24 protein-coding genes and 1 tRNA gene are annotated in these 26681 nt (G+C 45.1%); 2 read left to right on the top strand and 23 right to left on the bottom strand.

Annotation, left to right across the window (positions count from 1 at the left end; translation table 11 throughout):
- Position 1: 1 nt before the first annotated feature.
- From A7981_RS10860 to A7981_RS10770, 19 genes are all read right to left on the bottom strand, one after another.
- Complete coding sequence (locus A7981_RS10860; RefSeq protein WP_067268066.1) at positions 2-1420, bottom strand: mannose-1-phosphate guanylyltransferase/mannose-6-phosphate isomerase; 1419 nt, start codon at positions 1418-1420, stop codon at positions 2-4.
- 70 nt (positions 1421-1490) lie between these two features.
- On the bottom strand, positions 1491-2657 hold the full coding sequence (locus A7981_RS10855; protein ID WP_067268064.1) for a nucleotide sugar dehydrogenase: 1167 nt from the start codon (positions 2655-2657) through the stop codon (positions 1491-1493).
- A 30-nt stretch (positions 2658-2687) separates the two neighbouring features.
- The gene (locus A7981_RS10850; protein ID WP_067268062.1) at positions 2688-3821 is read right to left on the bottom strand and encodes a glycosyltransferase family 4 protein; all 1134 of its coding nucleotides are present in this window, start codon (positions 3819-3821) and stop codon (positions 2688-2690) included.
- Between the two features lie 95 nt (positions 3822-3916).
- On the bottom strand, positions 3917-5104 hold the full coding sequence (locus tag A7981_RS10845; protein ID WP_067268060.1) for a glycosyltransferase: 1188 nt from the start codon (positions 5102-5104) through the stop codon (positions 3917-3919).
- Positions 5105-5176: 72 nt separating this feature from the next.
- On the bottom strand, positions 5177-6655 hold the full coding sequence (gene murJ, locus A7981_RS10840; protein ID WP_067268058.1) for a murein biosynthesis integral membrane protein MurJ: 1479 nt from the start codon (positions 6653-6655) through the stop codon (positions 5177-5179).
- Entirely contained in the window at positions 6655-7782 is a 1128-nt protein-coding gene (locus A7981_RS10835) for a glycosyltransferase family 4 protein (protein ID WP_165595556.1), read from the bottom strand. The genes murJ and A7981_RS10835 overlap by 1 nt, the downstream gene beginning before the upstream one ends.
- 73 nt (positions 7783-7855) lie before the next feature.
- Complete coding sequence (locus tag A7981_RS10830; protein ID WP_067268054.1) at positions 7856-8998, bottom strand: glycosyltransferase; 1143 nt, start codon at positions 8996-8998, stop codon at positions 7856-7858.
- Between the two features lie 5 nt (positions 8999-9003).
- Positions 9004-10377, bottom strand: a complete 1374-nt coding sequence (locus A7981_RS10825) for an O-antigen ligase (RefSeq protein ID WP_067268052.1) — start codon at positions 10375-10377, stop codon at positions 9004-9006.
- Positions 10377-11600 carry a glycosyl hydrolase gene (locus A7981_RS10820; RefSeq protein ID WP_131800963.1) on the bottom strand — a complete coding sequence of 408 codons (1224 nt, stop codon included), beginning with the start codon at positions 11598-11600 and terminating at the stop codon, positions 10377-10379. Before A7981_RS10820 ends, A7981_RS10825 begins: the two co-directional genes overlap by 1 nt.
- A 141-nt stretch (positions 11601-11741) precedes the next feature.
- Positions 11742-12440 (bottom strand): exosortase C-terminal domain/associated protein EpsI, encoded by a 699-nt coding sequence (locus A7981_RS10815; protein WP_067268048.1) that lies wholly within the window; start codon positions 12438-12440, stop codon positions 11742-11744.
- Complete coding sequence (xrtB, locus tag A7981_RS10810) at positions 12437-13339, bottom strand: exosortase B (RefSeq protein ID WP_067268046.1); 903 nt, start codon at positions 13337-13339, stop codon at positions 12437-12439. Before xrtB ends, A7981_RS10815 begins: the two co-directional genes overlap by 4 nt.
- A 3-nt stretch (positions 13340-13342) precedes the next feature.
- Positions 13343-14203, bottom strand: coding sequence for a chain length determinant protein tyrosine kinase EpsG (gene epsG / locus A7981_RS10805; RefSeq protein ID WP_067268044.1), 861 nt, complete (start codon positions 14201-14203; stop codon positions 13343-13345).
- A complete protein-coding gene (gene epsF / locus A7981_RS10800; protein WP_067268042.1) occupies positions 14200-15621 on the bottom strand; it encodes a chain length determinant protein EpsF in 1422 nt (473 codons plus the stop codon). The genes epsG and epsF overlap by 4 nt, the downstream gene beginning before the upstream one ends.
- Before the next feature lie 57 nt (positions 15622-15678).
- Positions 15679-16473, bottom strand: coding sequence for a polysaccharide export protein EpsE (gene epsE, locus A7981_RS10795; protein WP_067268040.1), 795 nt, complete (start codon positions 16471-16473; stop codon positions 15679-15681).
- 57 nt (positions 16474-16530) lie between these two features.
- Positions 16531-17469, bottom strand: a complete 939-nt coding sequence (locus A7981_RS10790) for an EpsD family peptidyl-prolyl cis-trans isomerase (RefSeq protein WP_254258560.1) — start codon at positions 17467-17469, stop codon at positions 16531-16533.
- A gap of 178 nt (positions 17470-17647) precedes the next feature.
- The gene (locus A7981_RS10785; protein ID WP_371440360.1) at positions 17648-19021 is read right to left on the bottom strand and encodes an undecaprenyl-phosphate glucose phosphotransferase; all 1374 of its coding nucleotides are present in this window, start codon (positions 19019-19021) and stop codon (positions 17648-17650) included.
- A 27-nt stretch (positions 19022-19048) separates the two neighbouring features.
- Complete coding sequence (gene epsL / locus A7981_RS10780; protein ID WP_082889302.1) at positions 19049-20311, bottom strand: XrtB/PEP-CTERM-associated polysaccharide biosynthesis outer membrane protein EpsL; 1263 nt, start codon at positions 20309-20311, stop codon at positions 19049-19051.
- Entirely contained in the window at positions 20259-20936 is a 678-nt protein-coding gene (locus tag A7981_RS10775) for a CAAX prenyl protease-related protein (RefSeq protein ID WP_067268036.1), read from the bottom strand. The genes epsL and A7981_RS10775 overlap by 53 nt, the downstream gene beginning before the upstream one ends.
- Before the next feature lie 265 nt (positions 20937-21201).
- Positions 21202-21278: transfer RNA gene (locus A7981_RS10770), tRNA-Val, on the bottom strand.
- Positions 21279-21424: 146 nt separating this feature from the next.
- On the opposite strand from A7981_RS10770, the gene A7981_RS10765 reads away from it, so the two are divergent.
- Positions 21425-22051, top strand: a complete 627-nt coding sequence (locus A7981_RS10765; RefSeq protein ID WP_067268034.1) for a 2OG-Fe(II) oxygenase — start codon at positions 21425-21427, stop codon at positions 22049-22051.
- The gene (locus A7981_RS10760) at positions 22048-23508 is read left to right on the top strand and encodes an aminotransferase class I/II-fold pyridoxal phosphate-dependent enzyme (protein ID WP_067268032.1); all 1461 of its coding nucleotides are present in this window, start codon (positions 22048-22050) and stop codon (positions 23506-23508) included. The genes A7981_RS10765 and A7981_RS10760 overlap by 4 nt, the downstream gene beginning before the upstream one ends.
- Here the strand turns inward: A7981_RS10760 and A7981_RS10755 are convergent.
- Genes A7981_RS10755 through nuoN form a run of 4 tightly spaced genes read right to left on the bottom strand, consistent with a single transcriptional unit; the run spans position 23491 to position 26661 of the window.
- On the bottom strand, positions 23491-24327 hold the full coding sequence (locus tag A7981_RS10755) for an SDR family oxidoreductase (protein ID WP_067268030.1): 837 nt from the start codon (positions 24325-24327) through the stop codon (positions 23491-23493). The two genes, A7981_RS10760 and A7981_RS10755, sit on opposite strands and share 18 nt — an antisense overlap.
- A 4-nt stretch (positions 24328-24331) precedes the next feature.
- Positions 24332-24913 carry an NUDIX domain-containing protein gene (locus A7981_RS10750; RefSeq protein ID WP_067268027.1) on the bottom strand — a complete coding sequence of 194 codons (582 nt, stop codon included), beginning with the start codon at positions 24911-24913 and terminating at the stop codon, positions 24332-24334.
- Positions 24910-25203, bottom strand: a complete 294-nt coding sequence (locus tag A7981_RS10745) for a DUF2818 family protein (RefSeq protein WP_067268025.1) — start codon at positions 25201-25203, stop codon at positions 24910-24912. Before A7981_RS10745 ends, A7981_RS10750 begins: the two co-directional genes overlap by 4 nt.
- Before the next feature lie 9 nt (positions 25204-25212).
- Positions 25213-26661 (bottom strand): NADH-quinone oxidoreductase subunit NuoN, encoded by a 1449-nt coding sequence (nuoN, locus tag A7981_RS10740; protein ID WP_067268023.1) that lies wholly within the window; start codon positions 26659-26661, stop codon positions 25213-25215.
- Positions 26662-26681 lie beyond the last annotated feature (20 nt).

Genomic DNA, 26681 nt, shown 5'->3' with positions numbered 1-26681 from the left:
CTCAGGAACGCCCGTAGGTATCCTCAAAACGCACGATATCATCTTCGCCTAAGTAACCCCCTGATTGCACCTCGATCAAATGCAAAGGCAGTTTTCCTGGGTTTTCAAGGCGATGAGTGGAGCCTATCGGGATATACGTCGACTCATTCTCGCTGAAGAGCTTTGTCTTTCCATCTATCGTGACCATCGCTGATCCGCTTACAACCACCCAGTGCTCCGCCCGATGGTGGTGCATCTGCAAAGACAGCTTCTGACCGGGCTTTACCATGATACGCTTCACCTGGAAGCGATCACCGGCATCAATGCCCTCATACCAACCCCATGGACGGTAAACGCGGGGATGCGATATATGCTCGCTACGCTTCTCAAGCTTAAGATAATCGACGATTTTCTTTACATCCTGCGCACGATCCTTATGGGAAACAAGTACGGCGTCAGCAGTCTCGACAATCAGAATATCTTCAACACCGATTACTGCTACGAAGCGGCTATCACTGCGAATCAACGAGTTCTTCACGCCATCCAGATAGACATCTCCACGAATGGCGTTACCCTGTCCATCACGTTCCTGCACTTCCCATAAGGCAGTCCACGATCCTACATCGTTCCAGCCGATATCTACCGGCACTACAGCCGCCAATGAGGTCTGCTCCATGATCGCATAATCGATAGAATCTGAAGGCGATTCGGAAAATGCCTTTTCTTCCAACCGACAAAAATCCAGATCCTGATAGCGTTGTTCGAACGCAAGCGCCACCTGCTGTACAATCTTGGGATTAAATTTTTCTAATTCTGCCAAGTAGATATCCGGCTTGAACAGGAACATACCGCTATTCCAGTAGAAATCCCCACTCTGGATATATGACTCTGCGGTTTCAAGGTCGGGTTTCTCGACAAAACGACCCACCTCGAAACATCCTTCATACCCAGATAATTGAGTCCCCGACTGGATATACCCGTAGCCCGTCTCTGGACTACCCGGCTGAATACCAAACGTCACTAAACGCCCTGCCGCCGCCGCAGAAGATGCTCTAATTACCGCTTGTTCGAATGCTTCTACATCCTGTATTACATGGTCAGCAGGCAATACCAGCAATAAGGCATCCGGGACATCTTTAAGCAGCATTGCAGCGGCGGCAATAGCTGGGGCGGTATTTCGCCCGACAGGTTCCAGCATGATAGATCTGGGCTCTATATCCAGCGCCCTCAACTGTTCCGCCACCTGAAAGCGGTGATCATTGCCACAGACCACAACAGGTGCATCGACTTGCTCCCAGCCGATAACACGCTGCAATGTCTCCTGCAACATCGAGTAATCAGAAATGAGCGGGAGCAGTTGTTTAGGCAGTGCTGCCCGTGACAATGGCCATAATCGAGTGCCAGAGCCGCCGGATAAGATGACCGGGATAATTTTAGCCATTAACAATCCTAGTAACTTTTAATAATTGGGTTCTGTAAATCATATTTTAAATCTCAACTGGTCAAATTCATTAATCACTACCGAAAATATCTCGTGTAAACACCTTGGATTCAACATCGGCCAGTTCTTGACTCATCCTGTTGGATACAATGACATCTGCCATGCTTTTGAATGCATTCAAATCGTTGACGACTTTGGATTTGAAAAAATCCGGCTCATTAAGCGATGGCTCATACACAATCACTTCAACACCTTTGGCCTTGATACGCTTCATGATGCCTTGGATACTGGATGCACGGAAGTTATCCGAACCACTCTTCATAATTAGGCGGTATATACCAACCACACTCGGCTTACGACTAAGGATACTTTCGGCGATAAAGTCCTTACGTGTGCTATTGGATTGCACGATCGCATTGATCAGGTTCTGAGGAACGTTGCTGTAATTCGCCAACAATTGCTTGGTATCCTTTGGCAAGCAGTAACCACCGTAACCAAATGACGGATTGTTATAATGGCTTCCAATCCGAGGATCCAGCCCCACACCTTCTATAATCTGCCGACTATCCAGCCCATGGGAGATCGCATAACTATCAAGCTCGTTAAAATAAGCGACACGCATTGCTAGGTAAGTATTCGCGAAGAGCTTGATAGCCTCCGCCTCTGAGCTATTGCTCAACAACACCGGGATATCTTGCTTGATAGCGCCTTCCTGCAATAGCTGCGCAAAAACCCTGGCTCGTTCTGAAATCTCACCAACGACAATCCGTGAAGGATGAAGGTTGTCATACAAGGCTTTACCTTCCCGTAAAAACTCCGGAGAAAATATCAGATTATTGCACTTGAACTGATCCCGAATTTTCTCGGTGTATCCAACCGGAATCGTAGACTTGATTACCATCACAGCATCAGGCGCTATTTCCATCACATCCCGGATCACAGCCTCGACTGACTTTGTGTTAAATGTACTGGTCTCAATATCATAGTCGGTAGGCGTGGCAATGACGACATAATCAGCGCCAGCATATGCATCTTTTTTATCAGTCGTTGCACGCAGATTCAAGGGTTTATTCTTGAGATAATACTCAATCTCGGTATCGGCAATAGGCGACACCTTGTTATTCAGCATATCCACTTTAGCGGGCATGATATCCAGCGCAACCACCTCATGGTTCTGCGCGAGAAGAACAGCTATAGATAAACCAACGTATCCTGTTCCGGCGATAGAAATTTTCATTACTTAGCTCTTATCCTCTAATACAAAATATTATTGCGAAACCAACCCGTTTATATATTCCTGAATCTCTTGCCTGAATCTTTGGGGAGAAAACCTAAGCGCATTATCACGACAAGCGTGGGGGGAGATTTTTGGATCCATCGTATTAAATCGCGTCACGGCATCAATAATTGATGCGACCGACTGTTCTTGAAAGAAGACTCCAGTCGCCACCCTTCCATGATCGGGCGATAAAACTGTTTCTAATGCGCCTCCCCGACCATAAGCGATCACTGGTGTACCGCAAGCCTGCGCTTCTACCGGTGTAATGCCAAAGTCTTCTTCCGCAGCAAACACAAAAGCTTTTGCCCGCTGCATATGGTCCTTCAATACGGCGGTAGATTGATAACCAAGTATTTCTACATTAGGACCTGCCTTTGCTTTCACTTTCGCCATTTCTGGCCCTTCGCCAATGACAACAAGTTTTTGGTCAGGCATATTAGCAAAGGCCTCAACGATCATATCGACGCGCTTATATGGCACTAATCTGGAGGCCGTTAAGAAAAACTCTTCTTTCTTTTCTTTGAACTCAAACCCATCCGTATCGACTGGCGGGTAAATAACCGTTGCATCCCGCCCATAAATCTTCTTTATACGCTTTGCAATAAAATGGGAGTTGGCAATAAAGGCATCGACGCCATTCGCAGTCCTGACATCCCATATACGAAGCTTATGGAGGAACCATTTCGCGAACCACCCCTTTATACCCGTATCAAGACCAGACTCTTTTAGGTACTGGTGCTGTAAATCCCATGCATAGCGCATAGGTGAATGCACATAACTGACATGGAGTTGATTCGGCCCGGTTATCACCCCTTTTGATACGGCATGGGCGCTGGATATGACGATATCATAAGCTGAAACATCAAGCTGCTCGATAGCAAGTGGCATTAGCGGCAGGTAGCTTCGATAGTGCTTCTTTGCAAAGGGCAGCTTCTGGATAAAAGAAGTCGTCACAGGCTTATGGTCGATGTACCAACGCAAATCATCAGGCAGAAAATCTATCACTCCCAATATATCAGCATTGGGATAACACTTAACCAATTGCTCAACCACCCGCTCTGCGCCTGCATAGTTAACGAACCACTCGTGGACAATCGCTACTTTTTTTTCTTGTATAGTCATATTATTCCGGATTACTCAATATAAAACTCATTCTCAGTACCTATTTGCGTTCCATCAACTGTTAGCGAATACAAAAATACTGAAAAACAAATCCTCTAAACAGATGCATTTTCTGTTCCACCTTGATGAGGGCCGAGCACAATATCCATCATCTTCTTCGTACGGCGTTCATAAGTCTGCTCCATGGCAATCTCGAGACGCTCCTCAAGAGGGATCACCTCTCCACGCAGGACTTTCTCCACCCCCTCGATAAACTCATCGTTGGATTTTGCCAAAGTGGCCACATGCCGATAATTGGCTAACGCGTGCAGGTCCGTTGCGACTACAGGCAATCCTGCCGCTAAATACTCAAAGAACTTCATCGGGAACATAGAGCGCGTATATTCATTTAGCATGCTTGGCAGGATGCCCACGTCGAATGCCTTCAGATACGCAGGTAAATCCTGATATTCACGAGGCCCGACAAAATGGATATTCGGCAATCTGGTCAGCGTGGAAATATCTGTCCATGGGTCTCCCTCGCCAACCTTGCCGATCATCACGATCGACCACTCAGGGTGCCGCATTGCCATAGACTGCAGCAATTCAAAATTGATCTTATACCCGCTGATCGCACCCACAAAACCAATGACAGGGCTTGCGATATTCTTCATATCGTCAGGGATAGCCGTATTCGCTTCCCGGGCTTTGGAGAAATGTGCGAAGTCAGCAACATTCGAGAAATAGAATGTCCTCGGATTCATCGCCTTGCGTGTTTCCAGAAGGTATTCCGCGGTTACAAAACAATCATCAACGGCTCGCACTAATGCATTTTCTGCAGACTCGATCTGGTCAACAGGCATGCCGGGCTGAGCCTTGATTTCATCTACGCAATGATAAATAACCTTGCCAAACTTTTTAAGATTGAAGAAACTTAATGTCATCGGGTTATAGGTCCAGAATATATCCGGAGAAAATTTCAATCGCCACATCCAGAACCGCAAACCCGCAGTCAGCAAATACCGGTTTATCGCCCTTACAGCAGCATAGCGCTGAAAGGGTATCACCAAGGGAGACCATACCCACAAATTCTCGCGGACTTGCCGCGGAGCCCTTAATGCCTTTTTAAGGCGTACAAGAATGCGCCGCAAATCCTGACTTGAGACAGATGGCCTGCGCAAACCAAGCGAGTCTATATAAAAAACCTTATATCCACTACGCTCTAGCTCGCAAGCGACATGCTGCTTATTCGTCCAGAAAGGATTGTCCCAATCAGCAGTGGATAATAAAACGATATTGCTCATTTAGCCTCGTTAAATCTATATTTATAATCTTAAGAACACAGAGTGACTTGCCTACCACTAGCGCCACAAACATTAATCAGGAGTCTTTAATCGTTTATAAAAATCGATAAGCTCTATTCTTAATTTAGGAAAAACAAGAAAAATCAAGAGCCAGAAAATCATATTTGCTATGGCCTTATCTGTGGTACCTAAGCCAGAAAATGTATTCATCACTTCAATAAAAGCTATGTTGCTCAAGATGATGCTTATCCAGAATATAAAATCTCGCCTTAATTTTTGAATCAAATCCAGCTTGTTGAGCGCGATAATAGCAATAGCAAATGCCATGCAAGACCCCGAGATACCCAAAATCTGCACACCTACATAATCCCCTAAGAAATAATTCATAGTAATATTGATACATGCGCCTATTGCTGTTGCTTTCAATACGGCACTATTCATTCCACGCGCATTTAAAAACCTTTGAGCGGCATAAGCAATTAAGCCCGCAAAAATCCCAATCGCTTGTCCAGAGATTATTGCCGATGTCACCTGAACAGAACTTTCTCCAAACGCGCCTCTTTGAAAGAACAATCGCACAAATAACTCAGAGTTTGTCGCGAGAAATATCGAAATAGGAACACCAATAATCAATAGAATTCGAATTGAATAAAGTGCCCGCATTTCAAAATTCTCTTTGGTCATTGTTGACATCTTGGCCTGCCCTGCCAATGCGAACGGTACAGCAATTAGAATTATTAAGGTTTCTGTAACGAACCTCGCATAATCTAGTCCGGCGATAGATTCAGGATTAAGAATAGAGCCAACCCTTCTTTCAACTATCTGATTTATCTGCAATATCACCGGCACCCAGAACAACACCCGAAATACTTTCCACGAAGAAAGCAGCGCAGGGCGCATGAGATTCCAGTCATGTTTCCGCGGATCAAATACCAACCCAGCAGCTCTGGCTGCCAGAAACCCCCAAATACCTAGATAGAAATAACTGAGTACAAAGCCCAGTGGGATTAACAATGGTTCTTTTAGATACCAAGCAAACAATGTACCGAGGATCAACCCTATACTTTGCACAGAAGCTCTGGCAGCTGTAATAGCCCCACGCCCCGTCACCAAATCTGCAGCCGCATATAAGGAGACAACTGCATACGCAGGCAATGCAAAGGTTAAGATTCTTACCATATTTGTCGCCATTGCTGCAGATTCAGCATCAAACCCCGGAGCCAGCAGAACAACCCACTGGGGAGAAAAGACAAATAACAGAATTGAAGCGAAACAGGAAACAGCTAACAAGATTAAATGCATTCCTGAAAACAATGCCGCTGCCTTTGGAGGGTCAATCTCACGCCAATGAGAAAAATTAGGTGTGAAGCCCCCGTTTACTGCATCTGACACGAACCCATGCAAAGGAATCAAAAATGCTGATTGAGAAAGTCTAAACGCATTCGCAATTAATCCGGTACCAAATAACCATGCCCCCAATAACTCGCGGAATACGCCAAGAATCTTACCGACAAAACCTCCTAATAACAGCACCCTGACAATAGAGAACATCAGGCCTGCCTTAACGCTTCGAAGCGCCGTACATAAGCTTGCACACAGCCTTGCAAGGAGTATTCCGGTGTAAGCAAGGATTGCATTGGTCGCTTGTTCTTAAGCTCTTCGGCAATAGCCTCTGAGATCGCCTTTGGATTTTGCGGATCAATGAATCGAATAGGTAATTTGGCATCAAACACTGCACGCATTGACTCTGAGCATATAGCAGGCAACCCACACGCTAGTGCTTCTAGCACATTCATTGTCAGGCCGACTTCTTGTCGGAGCGTGGGAAACACGAAAACATCTCCCGCCACCAGCAATTCTGGAATATCTTTACGAGAAACACTGCCAGTAAAGTGAGTTCGTGAAGAAATATCAGGAGGAAATAATTTCACAAGAGCCTGTAATGTGTTTTGCTCTTCCCCTCCGCCGATAATAAGAAAATGAACCGACTTATCAAGTTCAGCCAACATCCGAAATGCCAGTAAGCTCTCACGACATCCTTTCTGAGGATGTAGCCGTGCAGCAAAAACGAGTACGCGCGCATCCTCAGAAATGCCAAAATTCTGACGTGTTATATTTTTACTTACAAAATTCGGCCGAAAGATATTCGTATCGACTCCATTTCTGATTAGGGTGTATTGAATATCATGAGCGATTAATTTGGTTGGAAATGATTTAAATTGTTCCTCCAGCATATCGCCAACTAGAATCAACTCATCGAACTTCCTATAAATCATCGCATCTTTAAAGAACCAGTATAGATTCTTGATCGACTTGAGTATCTGCACAGGTTTTCCGGTGCGCCATTTTGAGACCAACTCTCCCCACGAGGTACCATGCGCCTGAAATAAAAATGGGGCCGCCAACCCTTGGGACTTGAGAGGGATAAGCCCGGCAGCGGCAATGCTGATGCTCAATACCCCATCGATCTTTTCAAGACCGATCTTTTTCACTTCGTTTCTTGAGCCTGCCCACCATGTAAATGAGTAACGTTCCGGCTTAGATGACTGCACCGCGATCACCGTCACACCATCTTCAGTGAACGTGGCAGGTTTACCGTTGATTCTTGTCGTGATGACAGTCACCTCATGCCCTGTACGGGCAAGCTCACGAAAAATATCCCATGCAATCGCTTGCATGCCGCCAATACTGTGAAATGGTAGAGTTCGACTTACTCCTAGGATATGCATTCAGGCCTTGTTGTTCTCTGTCTTAAGCGTTAATTTTGCCTGTGGAGGCTTTCAATGTCATAGATTGGGAATAGATGTCTTCGAGCAATCTAGACTGTTTCTTTATATTGAATTTATCATTGACCAGTTCGCGGCCAGCCAACCCAAACCGGCTACGTAAAGCGTCACTCGCGAGCAAGGCATCCAAAGCCTCTGCAAGCTGGCTCACATCTCTTTCGGCTACCAGATACCCATTTTCATCATTCACGACAGCTTCGGGAATACCTCCATGACGCGTGCCGACCACGGGTACTCCGCTAGCCGCGGCCTCCAGAAGCACAAGGCCCAATCCCTCTGCGTCCCCATTAGATGCAGTGACGCTTGGTAAGACAAGTACGCTAGCCTTACTCAGTTCCTCCCGGATAAAGGCATGCGGCTGGCTACCTTTAAATTGCACATTATTGGCGATAGGAGCAGCTAGGCTCTGAAGAGATTCTTTTAACGGGCCATCCCCAATGATGATTAATTGTGCTTCAGGGTATTTTTTTACGATCGCCTGAAATGCTTTGATCAAATACTCGGTACCCTTTTTCTCGACCAAACGCGCGATATGCACAACACGCAGGTCTGTATGCTCTTGAGGGCTTTGCCGGAAATCATCCGGATCGATTCCAATATAGTGTGTAATCAGTTTTTTTTCGGGAAATCCCGCTTCTAAGGCCTTATTCTTTATAAATTCCGATACACAAATGAACAAGTCGCCTTCTTGCTTCAATGAATCCTGAAAAAGAGCATATCTCATTAACGCGGGGCGCCCTGAGCTCAGGAAAGAAGCTCTTGACCTACTGACATCAAAACCGTGCAGGGTAGTAACGAGCGGTAGGTTGAGTGATCTTGCTAGCGGCAAAATCAATAATCCATCGATGCTAAAATGTGCATGTATAAGATCAAAGTTTTTCTGATCGAACATCTTCTGGAACATCGAGCAATCGCTCAACGCATAAAACCTTATAAGCTCTGAGATTCCCATTGTTGAAGGTACGAAGTAATCAACGTTCTCCGGTGCTTTGCCGAACAGTCTCCCTCCAAACAAAGTAGTCTGGGTTGACTGAAAGTGACGCATTTGTGATACGACAAAGGTCTCCGATGGTTTAAATAACTGGAATCTGAAAACTGCACTTTTCATGTTATCTATTCAGCTTTCTCGTCGGTTGACTTTTTCTTCTTTTGGAAGCACCCCTGACTGATGGCGTATCCGATCATCATCGCCAACAATGGGGTGATGTGAGCCTCGCCAATCAGGCCGAAATTCTCACCTTGAGCTTGGAAGAACACCCAAAGGACAGCCCCCAACACACCCTTGACAATCAATGCCTCACGGCCTGTATTGTAGGTCAATGCCTTGATGAGGAAGGCGACAAGGCTAACCGAGAATACGAGGCCAGCTAACGCGGCAAGCAATCCGCTCTGGCTCCATAGAATCAAATAGGCATTATGTGCTGGCAGGTTGGTTCTATATCCATTCATAAAGGCATACCCTGCGGATTGGATATCCCAACCACCAAAACCTAGGCCCAGGAATGGGTGCTTTGCAAACGCATTAGCTGCAAAAGTCCACATGACGATCCGGTCATCCAGGGTACTGGTAGAGTTTGTGAAGAACTCAGAATTCTCAAAAAACAAATGCCCGAAAATCCATGCGAGTGACCCCATAAAAACCAAGCCTAAAAGAACAAGTAAATGCTTGAGATTGATGGTGTTTGAAAAAACGATATTGATTACGAACAAGAGCAGAGGCAATGTAGCAGCGACGATGATAGCAGCCTTGGAGCCCGCGAAGAAAACAGCAATCCAACAAAGTACGGCACTAGATATCAAAAGCTTGCTTTTGAGTGCCTTGCCAAAAAACCATGCCCCCATGGCAGCCATGCCCATATAAGCCGCGCCTACATTTGCATTGATAAAAAATCCGCCTGCCTTGCTAGGGTCAAACACGTTATTAGGGCTATATGTCAATAATGCACTTAAGACGTTCTTTGAGATGAAGAATTGCGAGATTACCGAGTTCAAAAAATTCATCTCAATCTCGGGGCCTAAGCGGAACAGGATCACCAAAATGGCATTAAGCCCTACCAAAGTTAGCGATATCTTGATGACGCGTTCTTTAATCCCAGCCTTGATATTTGCTGCATTAGAGAATGCAATAACGATGAATATGAATACGATCTCATAAATCAGGTATCTGATCCCCTCAATGGGTTTGGGCGACCAAAGCAAGCTTACCCCCCTGAATACCTCCATTAACAAGAATGCATATACCCAGAGAAATCGCGTCTGGTTCAAATTCAATAGCGACTTTACAGATAGCAGCCCAGTTAATAGCGATGCCGAAAGATAAAAGCCAGGCAAGGGGAAGATATACAACTGAACGGTGGATGTTAACGTACTAATCGACGCCCAAAAGATCGGTTTGAATTTTATGACGGCTGCGACCAAAGCAATCAGGCATGCGACAGCCACACATAAAATAAAGGCAAATATTAAAAACGCGGTAAAGATATCCACTATTTACCTGCAGAAAATTTTTCGACAAAAACAGGATAATCGTTTAGGTCGGCAGTACTGTTATCCGCTCCTTTGGAAGTGATGACTTCATACTTGAAACTGCTTCTCGCCTCCCTTTTCTTGCTGGGTTTCCAAGCGATATATGACATGGTCGAATCTGCAGCAGCAGGCAGCATGACGGCATATTCCTGATCGTTCCTTAAAGCTTTTAAACGATCGTTAGTGCTGGCGAACAATTGACTAACCTGCTTATAGACCTTGGCACTGCTTTTAGGTGCCTTATATTTATCGAATAACCCGAAGTGGTGCTCCTTATCGGGATCATTATCATCACCAGACTGAAAAACGGTAAACCACCACACACCCTTCACATAAGGCCTTGCATTCGCAAGCAACATGAAGCGTGCCAGATAAGCACCTGAAGTGCTGATGGGCGTACCTTTCTCATCTATATGTGTAGGCCAGCCCACTTCCGTAATATAAAGTGGAAAGTCTTTTCCTTTGTTCACTTTTCTTAACATGGTTTCTACGTTATCGACGACGTCTATCGCATCCTCCGGCGAGAACATCTTTTTCTCCCACCATGTATATGGGTGTATGGAAACTGCATCACAATATTTATACCCGCCTGCAGCAATAAAACGCTCCATCCAGTCCCCTCTCAGCGCCCCGCCCGAAGGGCTACCTCCCAGAAAAAGGACATCCGGAGCAGCTGCTTTGAGCCTTGGATAAACGATCTTAGCCAACTTGACATAGTCTTCGGCTGAGCCCGGAGAGCCTCCACCACTCGTGTTATTCCACTCATTCCATATTTCAAACATCCTTACCTTACCGTGCAGTGTTTTTACCAGCCACTCCGCGTAATCTGCAAACGCATTGATCTCTGCCTCGGTTTTAGGTTTATCAATGCCTCTAACCTTATTCCCATAATCCAGAATCAATAAAGGTTCGATGCCATTCTTTTGCATGGCATCAAGCTGCACGACCAGCCATTGAGGAAGCTTATATTGCCCAATCTTCTCTTCCATTTGATTCCACGGCGCATCAACTCTTATAGACTGGCTCCCCAGACCTTTAGCTGCAATCACTACACTTGCTGGATCGTTGATCGAGGTAGAAACACCCAATATAAAATCATCGGCCGCAAGCACTATCGCTGACTGGATGCCCAACAACACGCAAAGATATAAGCGCGCCATTTTAAATGTGATCATATTCTTCATATAAATATCCACCTTTCGATAAAACGCTTTAAAAACCGATTTATCTGGATTCAGTTCCTGAAAAAGCATTGCGATTTATGCGTCCTGACTTGGGGCTTCAATATCAAAACTAGAGCACCTCGATTACAAGATACTGGGAAATTATTTGATTAAAAAACTTCTGCCTTTAGCCGAATCGACATTTTTTACTAAATCTTGTAAAAAACGCTTATTAAGTTGATATGCGCTTTCAGCATTTTTCTCATCATTAATTATGGAGGAGGCTCGAACAAGCACGCCATCAGGAATGACACCTTCAAGACCTGTCTTAAAGATATAAAGGCGAGTTTGCCATGCATTCCCACTGTATATGTCACCTATCCTGATCCAGTATGAAACAGCTTCTATATATTTAGGATTGAACGCGAGCATATCTTTTCCAGTGACCACCTTATTGCCAGTTGAGGCTATTCCAAAATCGGTATCCTTCAACTTCTTTATTTCGAACCCCTGTGCCGCATAGCAAAGCTCTGGCCTGTGTATCTTGACCTCTTGGCGCTGCTTTCCACCCCATGCTATCGTCAACATAACAGTCTGGTTATCGGAGTTCTTATACGTCCTGCTTAGCACTTGGTCATACGGATAGTCATCGCCTTTGTCAGCAGTATTCGTTGTTAATCCAACTTGCATGAGGCCAGTAGATACTTCCTGCCAATCCCCGAATTGCTGAGGAATAAAGTCCGTCAAAGATGACATTGACTGCTCATCGGCGATATTAAATGTTGGCCGCATCAGCACTGCCAACAGGGTAGCAGTGAGCATTAACACAAAAAGCAATAGACCTCTTGTTATCAACTTCATTGTTTATGCCCAATAGCCTGAACACGTTTGTTCCTATGCGTCACAAAGTATTGCAGGGCTGAATCGACTGAAATGATCAATGCGAGTGCTACAACGAATAACAACATGCCAGCAAAGCCGTGAATAAACCCTTGCCCTGTTGCATCCCCAAAATAGTAGGTCACTAATATAAGCACAATCACACGAATCACATTTGCAGTAAACGATATAGGAATGATCAATGTTGCTAATGTAAGGTTACGGAATAAAGAGTCATGTCTGACAATATTCAGGTAGAGCAACCCAAGCGCCTCTAACGAAAGCAAGGTATGCATTCCCGCACAGGCATCTGCAACCAGCAATTGATATTGTCCAATCTGAATCACGACACCAGATCTTGCAATTGGATAATCGAACCAATAAAGGATTTGCTCCGCCACATAGGAAACCGCAATCTTCATCGGCAGGGTCAAGACATCCATGACCGAGCCCGGAATAGGGATCATGAACAAGAGAAAGAATAAAGGAAACCAAAAGGTCCTGATCGCTGAGATGCCATATGTGATCAATAAGACCCCGCCCAAGACAGGGATCAGCGAACCGATATCCAACACTACAATGTCTTGTGACCTACCTACGATATAGAATGACAAGCCGCCAATAAAAAGCAGCCATCCCCATACAGAAGCTTTTTCATGCTGCGGTTGCGTTAGAAAATAGGTTCGCTTTTCCCATATCAAATATAGAACAACCATTAAAATGATTGGCCCATGCGCTTGATTCTCGGATTGCCAGAGCGTATTACTCAGATGGATAAAACTAGGAACATAGAGGGCGAACAGCCCCAGTAGAACCATCCATAATCTACCTAATACAGGCTGCCAAGGTCCTAAGGAATTAGAGAAAGACAATAATTTCATGGCCTAGAAATCAAGAAGTACCGAACCTACGATTTGCGTACCATTTTGTTTCAGTTGCTCCACAGCCGTAGCGACATCTAAAACACGAGTCGAGCTTTGACGAGCCACTAAAACGGTACCGCCCAACATAGCGGCGATGGCATAGGTATCTGCACCTGCAGAGAATGAGGGGGTATCGATCAAGATAACATCATAGTTAATGGCAAAAGAGTTAATCAAATGCTGAAATTCAGGACGGCTGACCAACTCTTGGGGATTAGGCGGCAATGTACCTGCAGAAAGCACAGAAAGATTCTCAAATGCATTGATCTTGGAGACCACTTCAACACCTGCGCGCCCAGCAAGAATATCGGATAAACCCTGCTTCTCGGTAATCCGGAAAATCTCATGTTGCCGAGGCTGCCGCAGATTAGCATCTACCAACAAGGTCCGCTTCCCAAGTTGAGAGAACACAACAGCAAGATTAGCTACCAAGTAAGTCACACCCTCACCTGGGTTTGCACTGGTAAGAGGCAAGGCTCTTCTACCCGTAGAGAACCAATGAAGCATCAATTGACTTCGCACTGCACGCAAGACCTCAACTTTTGCACTGAATGGCTGATAGGCAGCAATCAACTCTGACGAATAGTTATGCTGATCCGAAGACAAGTAAGGATAAGAGAATTGCCTCGAAAGCACCTGCTGTATGTCCTCTTCTGTGATCAAGCCCAGACTTTTTGCAGCATCACCGAAACGCATGCCTCGCTCATCATGCAACCGCATAACACGCTCGGCATCTTCAGGAGTAATCTTGCCCATCGCAAGCAATAAACTACCTATGCTCAGATCAATAGAGGTTTCATCTAGTTGTGGCGTTAAGTTCATAACATGCTCATTTTCTTTACATTCACCGGCTTTTTCCTAAATATCCAGGATAGCCAGTTTCTGGTTATCTTCTTATCATTGACCATTACCCCCAGAACTGGTGCTTGCAGTATCTCGACGAGATCTTCTGGGGAACGAATTCGTTTATCCAGTAACTCGGCTACGATAGCCAAGCCCAAGCCCAGTAAAGTACCAAGGAATATCGCCGCGGCCGTATTCAGGAGTATCCGAGGACTTGCGGGCTTAAGGGGCACAGTAGCCGGGTTAAGAATCGCCACATCCGACTGGTTTGATTGGCCCTCAATATTCGTCTGAGAAAAACGTTGCGTAGCCAAATCATAAGCATTCTGGGCACTTTCCACTTCGCGTACCAATATGGAGAGCGCGTCGCGGTCACGATTCAGTTCCAGTACTTTGATTTTTTGCGCCTCGAGTGCGGCACGTATCTCAGATTCACGCTGTTGCAGAATGCGTGCATTCGTGGCTACCGTACCTGATGTCTGTTGCACCTGACGGTTAAGTTCATCCCGTAGATGATCTACTTCGGCCTTTGCGCTTTGATATTGCGGATGGTTACGCTCAACCGTTTGCGAGATATTGGCAAACTTCGACTCTGCTCGAGCAATATCGGCTTTTAAACTTTGTATGACAGGATTAGAAGCAATATCAGGCGACTCGTTGGCACTTGTGCCGTTGGAGTTGCGCTGCCGCGACTGTGCCTCCATCGCCTGACCCTGTGCCATGACGAGCTGTGTTGAAAGATCATTCAATCTTGCACGTTCTACATCCAAGCGCTCATCTACACTGACAATACCTTTTTCCTGCTGATATGCCGACAGTTTTTGTTGTGCATTCTCCAGATCATTCTTTAAATCCTTTAATTGATCAGTGAAATAAATTGCCGCCTTTTTCGATGGCTCTACTTTCAACTGAATATTCGTTTGCAGGTAAGCCTCGGCAAAGGCGTTAGCGATAGCCGCCGAGAATTGAGGGTTTGCACCATAAAAACTGATCTCGATAATACTGCTTTCACGAGAAGGAGTAACATCCAGTTTTTTCAAGAGCAACTCAGATAACCAATCCTCTATAGTCCCTTCCCCATCAGTATCATCAACAAAATCCTGTTTTACAGTAGGACTTTCTGCAAGCTTGAGGCCAGAAATAACCTTGTATGCCACATTCTTACTGGAAATGATACTTACCTGCGTAGCCATATACCCCGGCATCAGCTGTGCAGGGAGCACCATGCCTGTCACCGGGTCGGCTCCTTTATAGTTGACGATGACAGTGGCCGTCGCTTTGTAACTTTTGCTTATCAGTAAACTGATTACTATTGTCAGCAGAACAGTAACAAGCAATGTAGTCACGACGATTTTAAAGCGTGCGCGAAGAAGAAGAAATAATTGCTGAAAACTCATTGAAACCGACCTTTTAATTTGGCTAAACGGACCATTTGGTTGCCTAACAGGATTAACTTAGAACAAGCTTTCTTTAACATACACCACGTCATCGGGCAGAAGCATATCATCATGTTTTACAGAGATTATGGCCATCTTGCCCTGCGCGTCCTTACGTTTAACACGAACACCACGCTCGGTACCACGCTGAGTAAGGCCACCCCCAGCAGATAAAGCTTGCAGTATCGTCATATTGCGCTCGAGTCTATATTGCCCAGGACGCTGCACTTCACCATAGATATAAAATCTAGGGGCACGCTCAACAAAAACAATATCGCCTGCTGTGATAATCGTATCTTTGTTTACGTCAGGTTGATGCATCATCTCCAACAAGTCGATTTCCGCCCTTTCAGTCTTTCCATTCTGAGTATGAATTACCGTAACAATATCCCCTCCATCAGGATTGACTCCTGAAGCAAGCGCGATCACATCACTTAAAGTCCTAGTGCCATCGATTGGATAACGTCCAGGACGATTTACCTGCCCGAGCACTGATACCTGCTGACTTTGCATCTGTGTGACAATGATGTTGACATGGGGATTTCGTATAAAACCGCCTTGCTCCAACATCGTGGCAATCTTACCTTCAGCAGCAGCAGTACTACCGCCTCCTACAGAAACCTCACCAATCAATGGAAAAGTTATAGTACCCGCCTCACTTACTCGCACCTCTAAAGATAGATCGGGCTGATCAAATACCGATACCCTGATGACATCTCCGGGCCCGAGGACTAAATCGTTGCCAGCGGCAACAATAATCGTTGCGTTTAATAAGATTAAGAGCGCCGTAATATATCTACAAAAAAATTTCATCAATTACTTCACTCCAAAGACAATAACAATACATGCAGAATATTAAGAAAAGCCAAGCTATTTCAAACCACTTACACCATGTTCCATATCACTATTGGAAGTCGGTTTCTCTTGAGATTTTTCAATCTCGCTAGGCTTATCATCCTGATTAATATATTCAATTTTTGCTTCACTACGCAAGCGCGCCAATTCTGCCTCTCCCGCATCTTTACGCTTCTGGTTAAGAAGATATTGTTCAATCTGTGGCGCTGCAGTATCCAAAGCGATTGGGCTATTTTTAATGCTTTCCATCAATATGAGCATAGTACGACTACCCATTGAGATAACGAATAACTGGCCTTTGCGGGCATCCCGTAATCGCGAAGCAAGGTCAGCAGGCATTTCAGCCAAACTTCTGGAAATCTCGCCACGATCGTATTGGATATTGTTAGCATCCATCCAGTTGGCCACTTCATCCAGAGACTTTGCCGACTTTAGAACCTCTTTCAACGCATCGTTGACCTGACGCGAATCTACCAGCAACTGCTTCATCTCTGCCAATTTCCGCTCGCTGAAAGTCTCAGGATGTTTTTGATAATAATCTTCAACCTCAGCTCTGGTAGGTTTTGCTACAGCTGAGACAAGACTTTGGATATATGCCTGCGCGATAATCTGTGATTTGGCACGCTCAATTGCCTGCATTACGTTAGGGTCACGGTCAACTTTAGCTTTTATGGCTTTCGTCTCTAGGAGTTGCCGATCAATCAACGATTGCAATATCTGTTTTTTAGCCGCCTCTTGCTGAGCTGGAGGAACATTTGCCCGCGTGAGCTCTTCGTTAAGCTGATGAATTGTAATGTCTTTACCATTCACACTTGCTAAACTCTGAGTAGCTTTACCTTCTTTGTCTTTACTCCCACATCCACCGAGTCCAATCATGGTGATTAGCATCAACAATGTGGTGATCGTAGATAAAGGCTTTCTTATTAAATAAGAATCATTACTATTTAAATCCAACGTTATTCTCCTAAATACTTATTTGATTAGACACTTTAGATCTACATCCCATAAAACACGCTAAAAACTCGGTCTTCAAAGGGCATTCATATAGCAGGCATTCTATATTCAATTTACACAATCCAGAAATCATTAACAATTAAACGCTTGTTCTTAAAAGTATTATGAGAAAGAAATCTCAATATGCATTCTCACGCTTCAGTACAACAATGACCGTACGGAAAATAATCCATAGATCTAATGGCAATGACCAATTACGCAAATAATCAAGATCGTACTCTACTCGCTCTTTCATTTTCTCAAGCCGATCTGTTTCACCTCTTAACCCATTTATTTGAGCCCAACCAGTGATGCCTGGTTTAACCTTATGACGTAGCATGTAGCCTTTGATTAACTTACGATACTGCTCATTGTGCGCAACAGCATGAGGCCTCGGGCCGACGATACTCATGCGTCCTTGTAGTACATTGATGAATTGAGGAAGCTCATCCAATGAGGTTTTTCTTAAAAAGGCCCCAACCTTAGTGACTCTAAAATCATCCTTTTGTGCCTGAACAACCTGATGACCATCCTCACTCACAGTCATGGAGCGAAATTTATAAACAGTGATTTCCTCTCCATTTAGACCATAACGACGTTGCTTGAATATGACATTCCCAGGTGACGTACATTTGACAGCCAATGCAATCAACAACATCAAAGGCAATAACAACAAAAGGATAAGCGTTGCCAACACTAGATCGCTGGCTCGCTTAACAAGTGTGTTATAGCCCGTGAAAGGGGTCTCACATATCGCGACGACGGGTACTCCGCCTACATCATCAAATCGAGCCTGCACCAAGTCAAATATATAGATATCCGGCACAAAGTATATTGATGCGGTGGTATCTTGTAACTCGTCAAACATTTTTGTGATACGCGGCTGTGCAGAGATAGGGAGGCTCACAAAGATAATATCTACATTATGCTTACGCGCATATGCAGCTATATCTGCCACCCGACCTAGCAAGCGTGGCGTATCTTGGTGTAATCGAGCAACTTCACGATCATCAAAGAAACCTTTAACCTCCATGAACAGGTAAGGATCATCATTTATACGCTCTACAATACGATGCCCTAAGTCATTAGCCCCTACGATAATTACCGAACGCAATGCCCCGTTTTTATGTAGATCCGATGCGATCTTGCGTATCAGCATGTGGCTAAAAAAGATAATGATGGGCGCAACAATCGCCCACTGCACAAGGACTTTTTCATCATATTGAACGGCTATATCTGACGCGTACCCAATTATTACGATGACACCTACAACGATGACCCATCCGAAAGCGATATCACGAATATAGGCGATGACTTTCCCACTTCGCCAAGTCCTATATAAATTGATCTGCTCATACACGTGAGAGGATACAAAATACGTAAGTAGCGCAAGAATGAGGTAATACCCATTAAATGGCTGCTTATTGACTGCGGTAAAGATATAAAGCAGCCCTAGAATAAGCAAAGGGTCTAATAAACGCTTAAAAAAAGTAACTAATGGAATGTCATTCACGATAATTAACTATCAATCGAAATAATATTAAAATGCATACTGCGCACTCAAAAAAGCTCCGCTAGACGCAAACTCTAAAAGCTCATTGGTTGAAATGCGTGTACTTCTATTCAGTGTTGCATTTAATGACAACGCATCTGTCGCCTTGTACAAAAGTGAAACAGATGAGCTACGGTAAGTATCGACTCGATGAGAGTTGATATCCCCCTGAAAATCTTGGTTATCATAGCGAAGGTTGCCTTGCACCGTGACTTTTCCTGTAACTAACCAGCTCAAACCGAGACTAATCCCACGGCTTAAAATATAACTCGAGGTTACATATGACTGACCACCAATCTCCCGCCAAGTACTGATGTTGACCAAGGTTTTCCCTGTAGCAGCCCAATTTAAATTAAGGCGGGAGTTAAACCCACTGTAATCCCGCTCAGAAAATTCATCATGCTTGCGCTCTACAAGCCCGCCCAGAAACTGTAGTTGTGTTTTACCTGAATACATCCAGTCTACTTTTGCTTTCAGTTCATTTTGATCGTAACTATTATCTACAAGTAAAATCCCTACCTGTAGAGGTACGGGCCTATCTCCTCTTACATGCCTGTATTGAATACCAATCTTGCTCAATGACGGGGATAAGTAATCTACACCGAGTTCTTGGGCATTCTCATTTAAATTCGCCCTTTGCTGGCTAACCGCACTGAATTCCATCTCGCTTCTTGATATAGCGCTACGCACTTGCCAACTGGGATGAAACCGCCAAGTAGCATCGAACAATCTACGATCAATAGTACGCTGGTTCAACTCTAGCCCGCGATAATCAGCAAATGGAACCAAAGACTCTTCATGCGATGCTTCAACATTGCCCTGAAGATGATTCCCCACTTGCCAACCCCATCGACCAAGCGCCTTTTTGCCATCATTATCGATATCTGAATTACGATTATAACGAGTGTCGTTCACGCTAATATCGGCATAGAGTTTCTGCAGACTGATCTGCTTATCCAAGATCACACCAACCTCTTTTCGAGTGAATGTATCGGATGTCTCACTTGACCCTGTTGCAGCCAACGCCGTTTCTCTGCTGTTGAATCGACGCAAATTACTATCATACCCTTGCGTAATCCCCATATAAGGTCGAAAAAAATCCCCCTCCTCGGCAAAAACATCTCGAGGATATGCATATGCAGTCGCAAATAGAATGGCAACACAAGCAACTTTTAATACATTTACCAAAAAAAACCTTTTACCAAAAAGCCCAACTTCTGGTGTATAGCACCCAGAAACCAAGCATTGCATTCGTCACTGCGTGGGCAATCATCGGCACCCAAACATTACCACTTCGAATATAAAGCAAACCATATACCAAGCCCGCCATGAAGCCCGCTAGCCAGAGATTATGCTCTATCGCAAATAATAACGAAGATACAAATAACGCAATCCAACCTACACGTTGAGGTTCAACTTTTAGAAAATCTATGCTGACGATCCATCGCATTAGAAATGACCGCCAGAATAACTCTTCCATGATTGGCACAACCAAGGCAGCACCTGAAATTCTAGCTATAACCAGTAGCCAGTTCATTCCATTTTGATCTGTGGGATTAAATCCAGAGGAAGTTGTTCCTATTTGCATCCAGGATAAATCCAGATTCACCCATGCAATAAACACGACAACACCTGCTAACACAGAGACTCCCAAGTGTTTAGCGCTAAGCTTTGAGCACTTGTATAACTCAGTGTAATGCTTTCGAAGATACCACAGAAGCAATCCCACCGCTGTTACCTTCATCACATATAGCCAGCGGCTATCGATGAATGCAACATCGTATTTAGTCAATCCATCTGCCAACACGATAAACAGCATGTATAGGAGAAATGGAGCGATACGACTCCATATTTGCGGAGAGAATGACTGGAACATATATTCTTAAAGTTAATGATTCCGCATTGAATGAAGCCTATATGATACAAAACAATCAAAGCAAATGATAGTCATTCTCATTTAAAGCAAAAATATGTAGTTTTATGCCAATAATGCAAGTAATGGCGTGAGTGTACCAGTCGTTAAGTGGAACCCCTGAATAGATGGGATTGGCTACATGATGATAGATTAAGAAAGAAAGACAAAATAAAAAAAAGCCGCAATAAGCGGCTTGATCATTCACTACCAATATCTTTATGAGAATTGGTAGGCGCGATTGGACTCGAACCAACGACCCCCACCATGTCAAGGTGGTGCTCTAACCAGCTGAGCTACGCGCCTGCATTTGATTACGAAATCAAAAGAGGTGCGAATTCTAGCGCATTGCGGCTATTCAAGCAATCGCGACATAAATAGATCTCCTTGATGATACACCCGCATGATGAGGCTTATAATAGACTCCATCAAAATTCTAGCCGTCTCAGCGCATGCTTTCGTTAAAAATCCAATCCATCATTGATGCAATAGATAAAGAGGGATACGCCGTCATCGAGGATTTCTTAGCGCTTAATATTGTTGCTGAGTTAGCAGGCGAGGCAGATATGCTGCAACAGCAAGGAGCGATGAAAGCTGGAAGAACGGGAACGGTTATAAAGAACAATTCTGTAGCTACCAACCCTCGAGGAGACTTCATCTACTGGCTAGCAGAGCATGAACTCTCAAGCATTCAAAATCAATACTGGCAGGCCATGCAAGTATTGCAGCGCGCACTTAACCAACATTTTTATCTCGGACTTTTTGATCTTGAAGCGCATTATGCGATCTATCCCACCGGAGCCGTCTACCATAAACACTTAGATCAATTCCGCGAGAAGCAGGATAGAAAAATCAGCATAATCTTTTATCTGAATCACGATTGGTCAACTAAAGACGGCGGGGCATTGCGCCTTTATTTGAACAAAGACAGTGAGATAGATTATATCGACATACAACCAGATGGCGGTAAGCTGGTTGTCTTTTTATCTGACCAGTTTTTTCATGAGGTTTTGCCCGCCACACGTGAGCGTAGAAGCTTGACTGGCTGGTTTAGGCAAAGAGGCAGTCAACTATCATGAATAAGACTAAAACATTGATCGCCGACATGTTCGACCCCGAACAATTTCAAGTGATCGGACATCATCTGATTGACCTGCTCACCAATCAATTGAGCGATCAAATAGCTGGAAATGCCAGCGTTTTCAACTGGCGAGCGCCAGCTCTTGAAGATATCAACTGGCAGCAACCGCTACCCATAACTGCCACTTTTGATGCAAAACAGTTGATCGACAAACTGCAAACCCAAGTACTTTCAAATAATCTGGCGATTCACCATCCTCATAATCTGGGGCATCAGGTTGCGACACCTTTACCGATAGCCGCGCTATGCGACTTGGTGGCGTCACTCACCAATCAGGCGATGGCGGTTTATGAGACGGGGCCAAGTGCTACGATGCTCGAACGTCAGGTGATTCGCTGGTTAAGTACATTGATCGGCTGGGAACAAAGCGAAGGCGTGCTGACATCAGGCGGTGCGCAAGCCAATCTGACCGCCCTGCTTGCTGCCCGGCAACACACTGCTCAATCCAATGTATGGAAAGATGGCATCGCCGATCATCAAAGGATGTGCATATTAGCTTCTGAATATGCGCATTACTCAGTCGCACGTGCGGCAGGCATCATGGGCTTGGGTACCAATGCCGTTATCAAAGTCGCAGCAGACCGTGAGGGTCGCATGGATATACATGCGCTAGAAATGGCTTATGAAGAGGCGATTGCGAATCGACTTCATATCATCGCTGTGGTTGCTACCGCTGGATGTACGCCCACGGGTAGCATAGACCCGTTAATGGAGATCGGTGACTTTTGTCAGCTTCACGACTTGTGGCTACATGTCGATGGTGCACATGGCGCTTCGGCGTTACTCTCAGAGCAGCATAGAGAATCACTAAAAGGTATTGAGCTGGCTGATTCCGTCGTGTGGGATGGCCATAAGTTACTGTATATGCCAGCAACTGTTTCCGCTGTCATCTTCCGTGAGCGCAAAAATGCTTATGCCGCTTTTGCCCAAGACGCCTCTTACCTATTCCAAGGCAACACACATGAAGAAGAGGCATACAACATCAGTTACCGGACGCTGGAATGCACAAAGCGCATGATGGGTTTAAAGCTATGGGTGGCATTCTCACTCTATGGAGTTGAGGGTTTAGCTGCACTGGTAGATCACGCATTTTTGAATGCTGCAATCTTTGCGGAAAAACTACAGGATGCCGCTGATTTTGAGTTACTGATCAAGCCGCAGACCAATATCGTTTGCTTCCGCCATCAACCGAGCATTTTGGAACTAGAAGCGCTTAATCAACATCAGGTTAAGTTACGCAAAGATATTGTAGAGAGCGGCGCATTTCACCTGACGCAGGTAGAAATTCACGGGGAGATATGGTTGCGCACAACGCTGATGAACCCCTTCACAGAATCCAAGCATATGGATAGCTTGATAGACCTGATTAGTGCATTATCAAGTCAGGCTAAGTAATTGCGCATATCCCGCTTGATAGTCAGGGTAAGTAAATTTAAACCCCGTACTTAGCATCAAGCTGTTATCCAGACGTTTATTGCCTTGAATAGGCGGCACGATGACTTCACTTGCATCGACTCCCTGCTGCTTTGCCAGCCAATTGAGCAATGCATATTGCGTAATCGGTTGCGTATCAGTGACCAGATAAAGCTTTTCAGGCGCTTTACCCTCCCCTAATCGTTGTATCAGGTAGACGATAAAAGCAGCGCCATCGTCACGATGAATTCGATTAGTCCAGCCATTCCTTGTAGGCCATTGCGCTGGTGTTTTTGCAAGCTGAATCATACGTGTACGGCCCGGGCCGTAGATTCCTGAAAAGCGCAGGATGGTTGCTGGATAACCCTGCAATAAAGCTTCTGCCTCCAACATGCGTTCTCCAGTGAAATCAGCTGCAATGGCAGGGCTAGTCTCATCTAGGAATGCATCTGTTTGCTGACCATACACACCTGTGCTGGAAACGAAAAATATATGACGCAAGCTTTTTAATTCGTTCAAAGCCGCGAGGGTATTGCGCAAACCGTCCACATATTGCTCCCGATAACTTTCATCGGTATGTGCATTAGCAGCAACACAATAGATCAGAATATCGGGCCGCGTTTCAGCTAAGATGACTAAGGTCTGTGGTTTTGTCACATCTGCCTGAATCAATCTTGCGCCCTCAGGTAAGTCCTGATTACTGCGGCGGACCCCAGTGACATCAAAATCTGAATGCCTCAATCGCCTTGCGACTTCAAGACCTAGATCCCCACAGCCAACGATCAATACACTCGCTGACATAACCTTAGATATTTTTAGTAGCTCTTGAAGAAGGTTGCCATTGCCCTTGCAGGTATTTCTCGGCCCACATCAAGGTGATGATGGTTTTGCCATCGGTGATTTCACCGCTTTGAATCATGTTTAAGCATTCATCCAAAGAGGCCTCGAACAATTGTAAGGCTTCATCCTCATCCCGATTATGTTGCCCCTCTTGCAAACCACGAGCAAGATAAGTGTAGATGACCTCATTCGAGTAACCGATACAAGGATGCTGGCTGGAAAGATATATCCATTCACTTGCCGTGTAGCCAGTCTCCTCCAGCAGTTCACGCTGCGCTGTCACCAAGATATCTTCGCCTGCATCGATCTTACCCGCGGGTAATTCGATAAAGACCTGGTTCAGTGGATAACGGAATTGGCGCTCTAGCAGCAAGTTACCGTTATCCAATAAAGGGATGACAATCACAGCACCCGGATGAATGACGTACTCACGCTGACCAACGCCACCGTTAGGCAAACGTACTTGATCACGATTGACCTTCAGCATACCGCCTTGTGCAATGACCTCTGACGATATTGTGGTTTCTATCAGGCTCTCATCATTCATTTTTGATGCCAAAAGTAACGATACACAAAACCCGGGAATGCTAATACCAGAAATAAACTTGCAGTAATCGCATAGAACTCCCACTGCTGAGGAACCGATTGACCCGTGGTCATCTTTTCAGCGTAGAAAGCGATCGCCCCCATGACGAAATACAGCACGACTACCTCCAGCAAACTCCAACCAAATGCTTTAGGCTGGTTTTTTAGCGGAATCACATAGAACAGGCGCTCTGAGAACCAAGGGGAATTCGCTAGCACAAGTGCCAGCAGGATTAAAACAATATTCGTCATTTATAAAATCTATTGAAGGCTACGCGAGATCGCGTAAGCACATATATTCATCAAGGGCTGCGGCATCAACCCAACAACCAGTAAGGCAAGGGCATTGATACTTAAGACCAAACGCATGCTGAATGGTGCAACGATAGGTGATTTATCTTCCACGTCATCAAAGTACATCAACTTAACGACACGCAAGTAATAAAACGCACCGATCGCTGCCATCAGCACTGCATAAACCACCAGCCAGACAAAACCTGCCTGTAAAGCAGCTTGCAAGACCGTGAATTTAGCATAAAAACCCAAAGTCGGTGGCACACCTGCCATTGAAAACATCACGATCAACATCAAAAAGGCATACCAGGGGCTACGCTGATTTAAACCTTTTAAGTCGCTCAAGTTCTCGGCTTCAAAGCCATGGCGCGACAATAACAGAATGACGCCAAAGCCTGCCAGTGTCATCATGGTATAAGAAACGATATAGAACGTAGATGAGATATAGCCGTTCATGCTGGCGCTCATCAGCCCGTAAAGCAGGAAGCCGATGTGAGATATCGTTGAATATGCCAACATACGCTTGATATTGGTTTGTGCGATGGCCGTGATATTTCCTATGGCGATAGACAACACAGCCATGATGATCAGCATGCCTTGCCAATCACCAGCGAGTACGAACAAGCCCTGAATCAATAAGCGGATAACAAAAGCAAATGCAGCAAGCTTTGTGACTGTGCCGATGAAGATAGTCACCGCTGTTGGTGAACCATGATAGACATCAGGTATCCACATTTGGAATGGCACGGCGCCTAGTTTGAATGCCAAACCAGCCACAACGAACACCAAGCCTAAGACCATCACCGCATGGCTTGGCACCCCGACCAACAATGCCTGCGTCACATCACTAATATTCAAACTACCAGTCACGCCATAGAACATCGACATGCCATAAAGCAGCATGCCTGAAGCCAGTGCGCCAAGTACAAAGTATTTGATTGCAGCCTCAGTTGCGCGTGGGTTATCACGATCAAGCGCTACAAGCGCATAGAGGCTAAGAGACAGCAGTTCCAAGCCCATGTAGAGGGTGAGGAAGTGCTGGCCGGAAACCATGATCATCATGCCAAGTAATGCAAATAGCACCAATGCGTAAAACTCACCGCGGAACATGCCACGCAGCTTGATATAGCTCCGCGTATAGACCAGCATGGTGAATGTAGACAGATACATCATGACTTTAATCACATCTGAGAAAGGGTCATCGACGAACATGTTATTAAACGCATATGACACTGATGGGGTATAGGTACTGATAGTGATAAAAGCTGCGCCGATCAATGTGAATTGCGCCAAAACATGAATCAGGAAACGATTGTTAGGTTTTAGGAACAGATCCAGCAACAAGATAAACATCGCCATACAAAGCACGAATATCTCTGGTAACGCCGTCGCTAAATCGTAATAAATGGCATCCATTAACTGGTTCTCTATTCCCA

The organism is Methylovorus sp. MM2, assembly GCF_001648895.1.
Taxonomy (GTDB): domain Bacteria; phylum Pseudomonadota; class Gammaproteobacteria; order Burkholderiales; family Methylophilaceae; genus MM1.
This window is presented reverse-complemented; position numbering and strand designations above follow the sequence as displayed.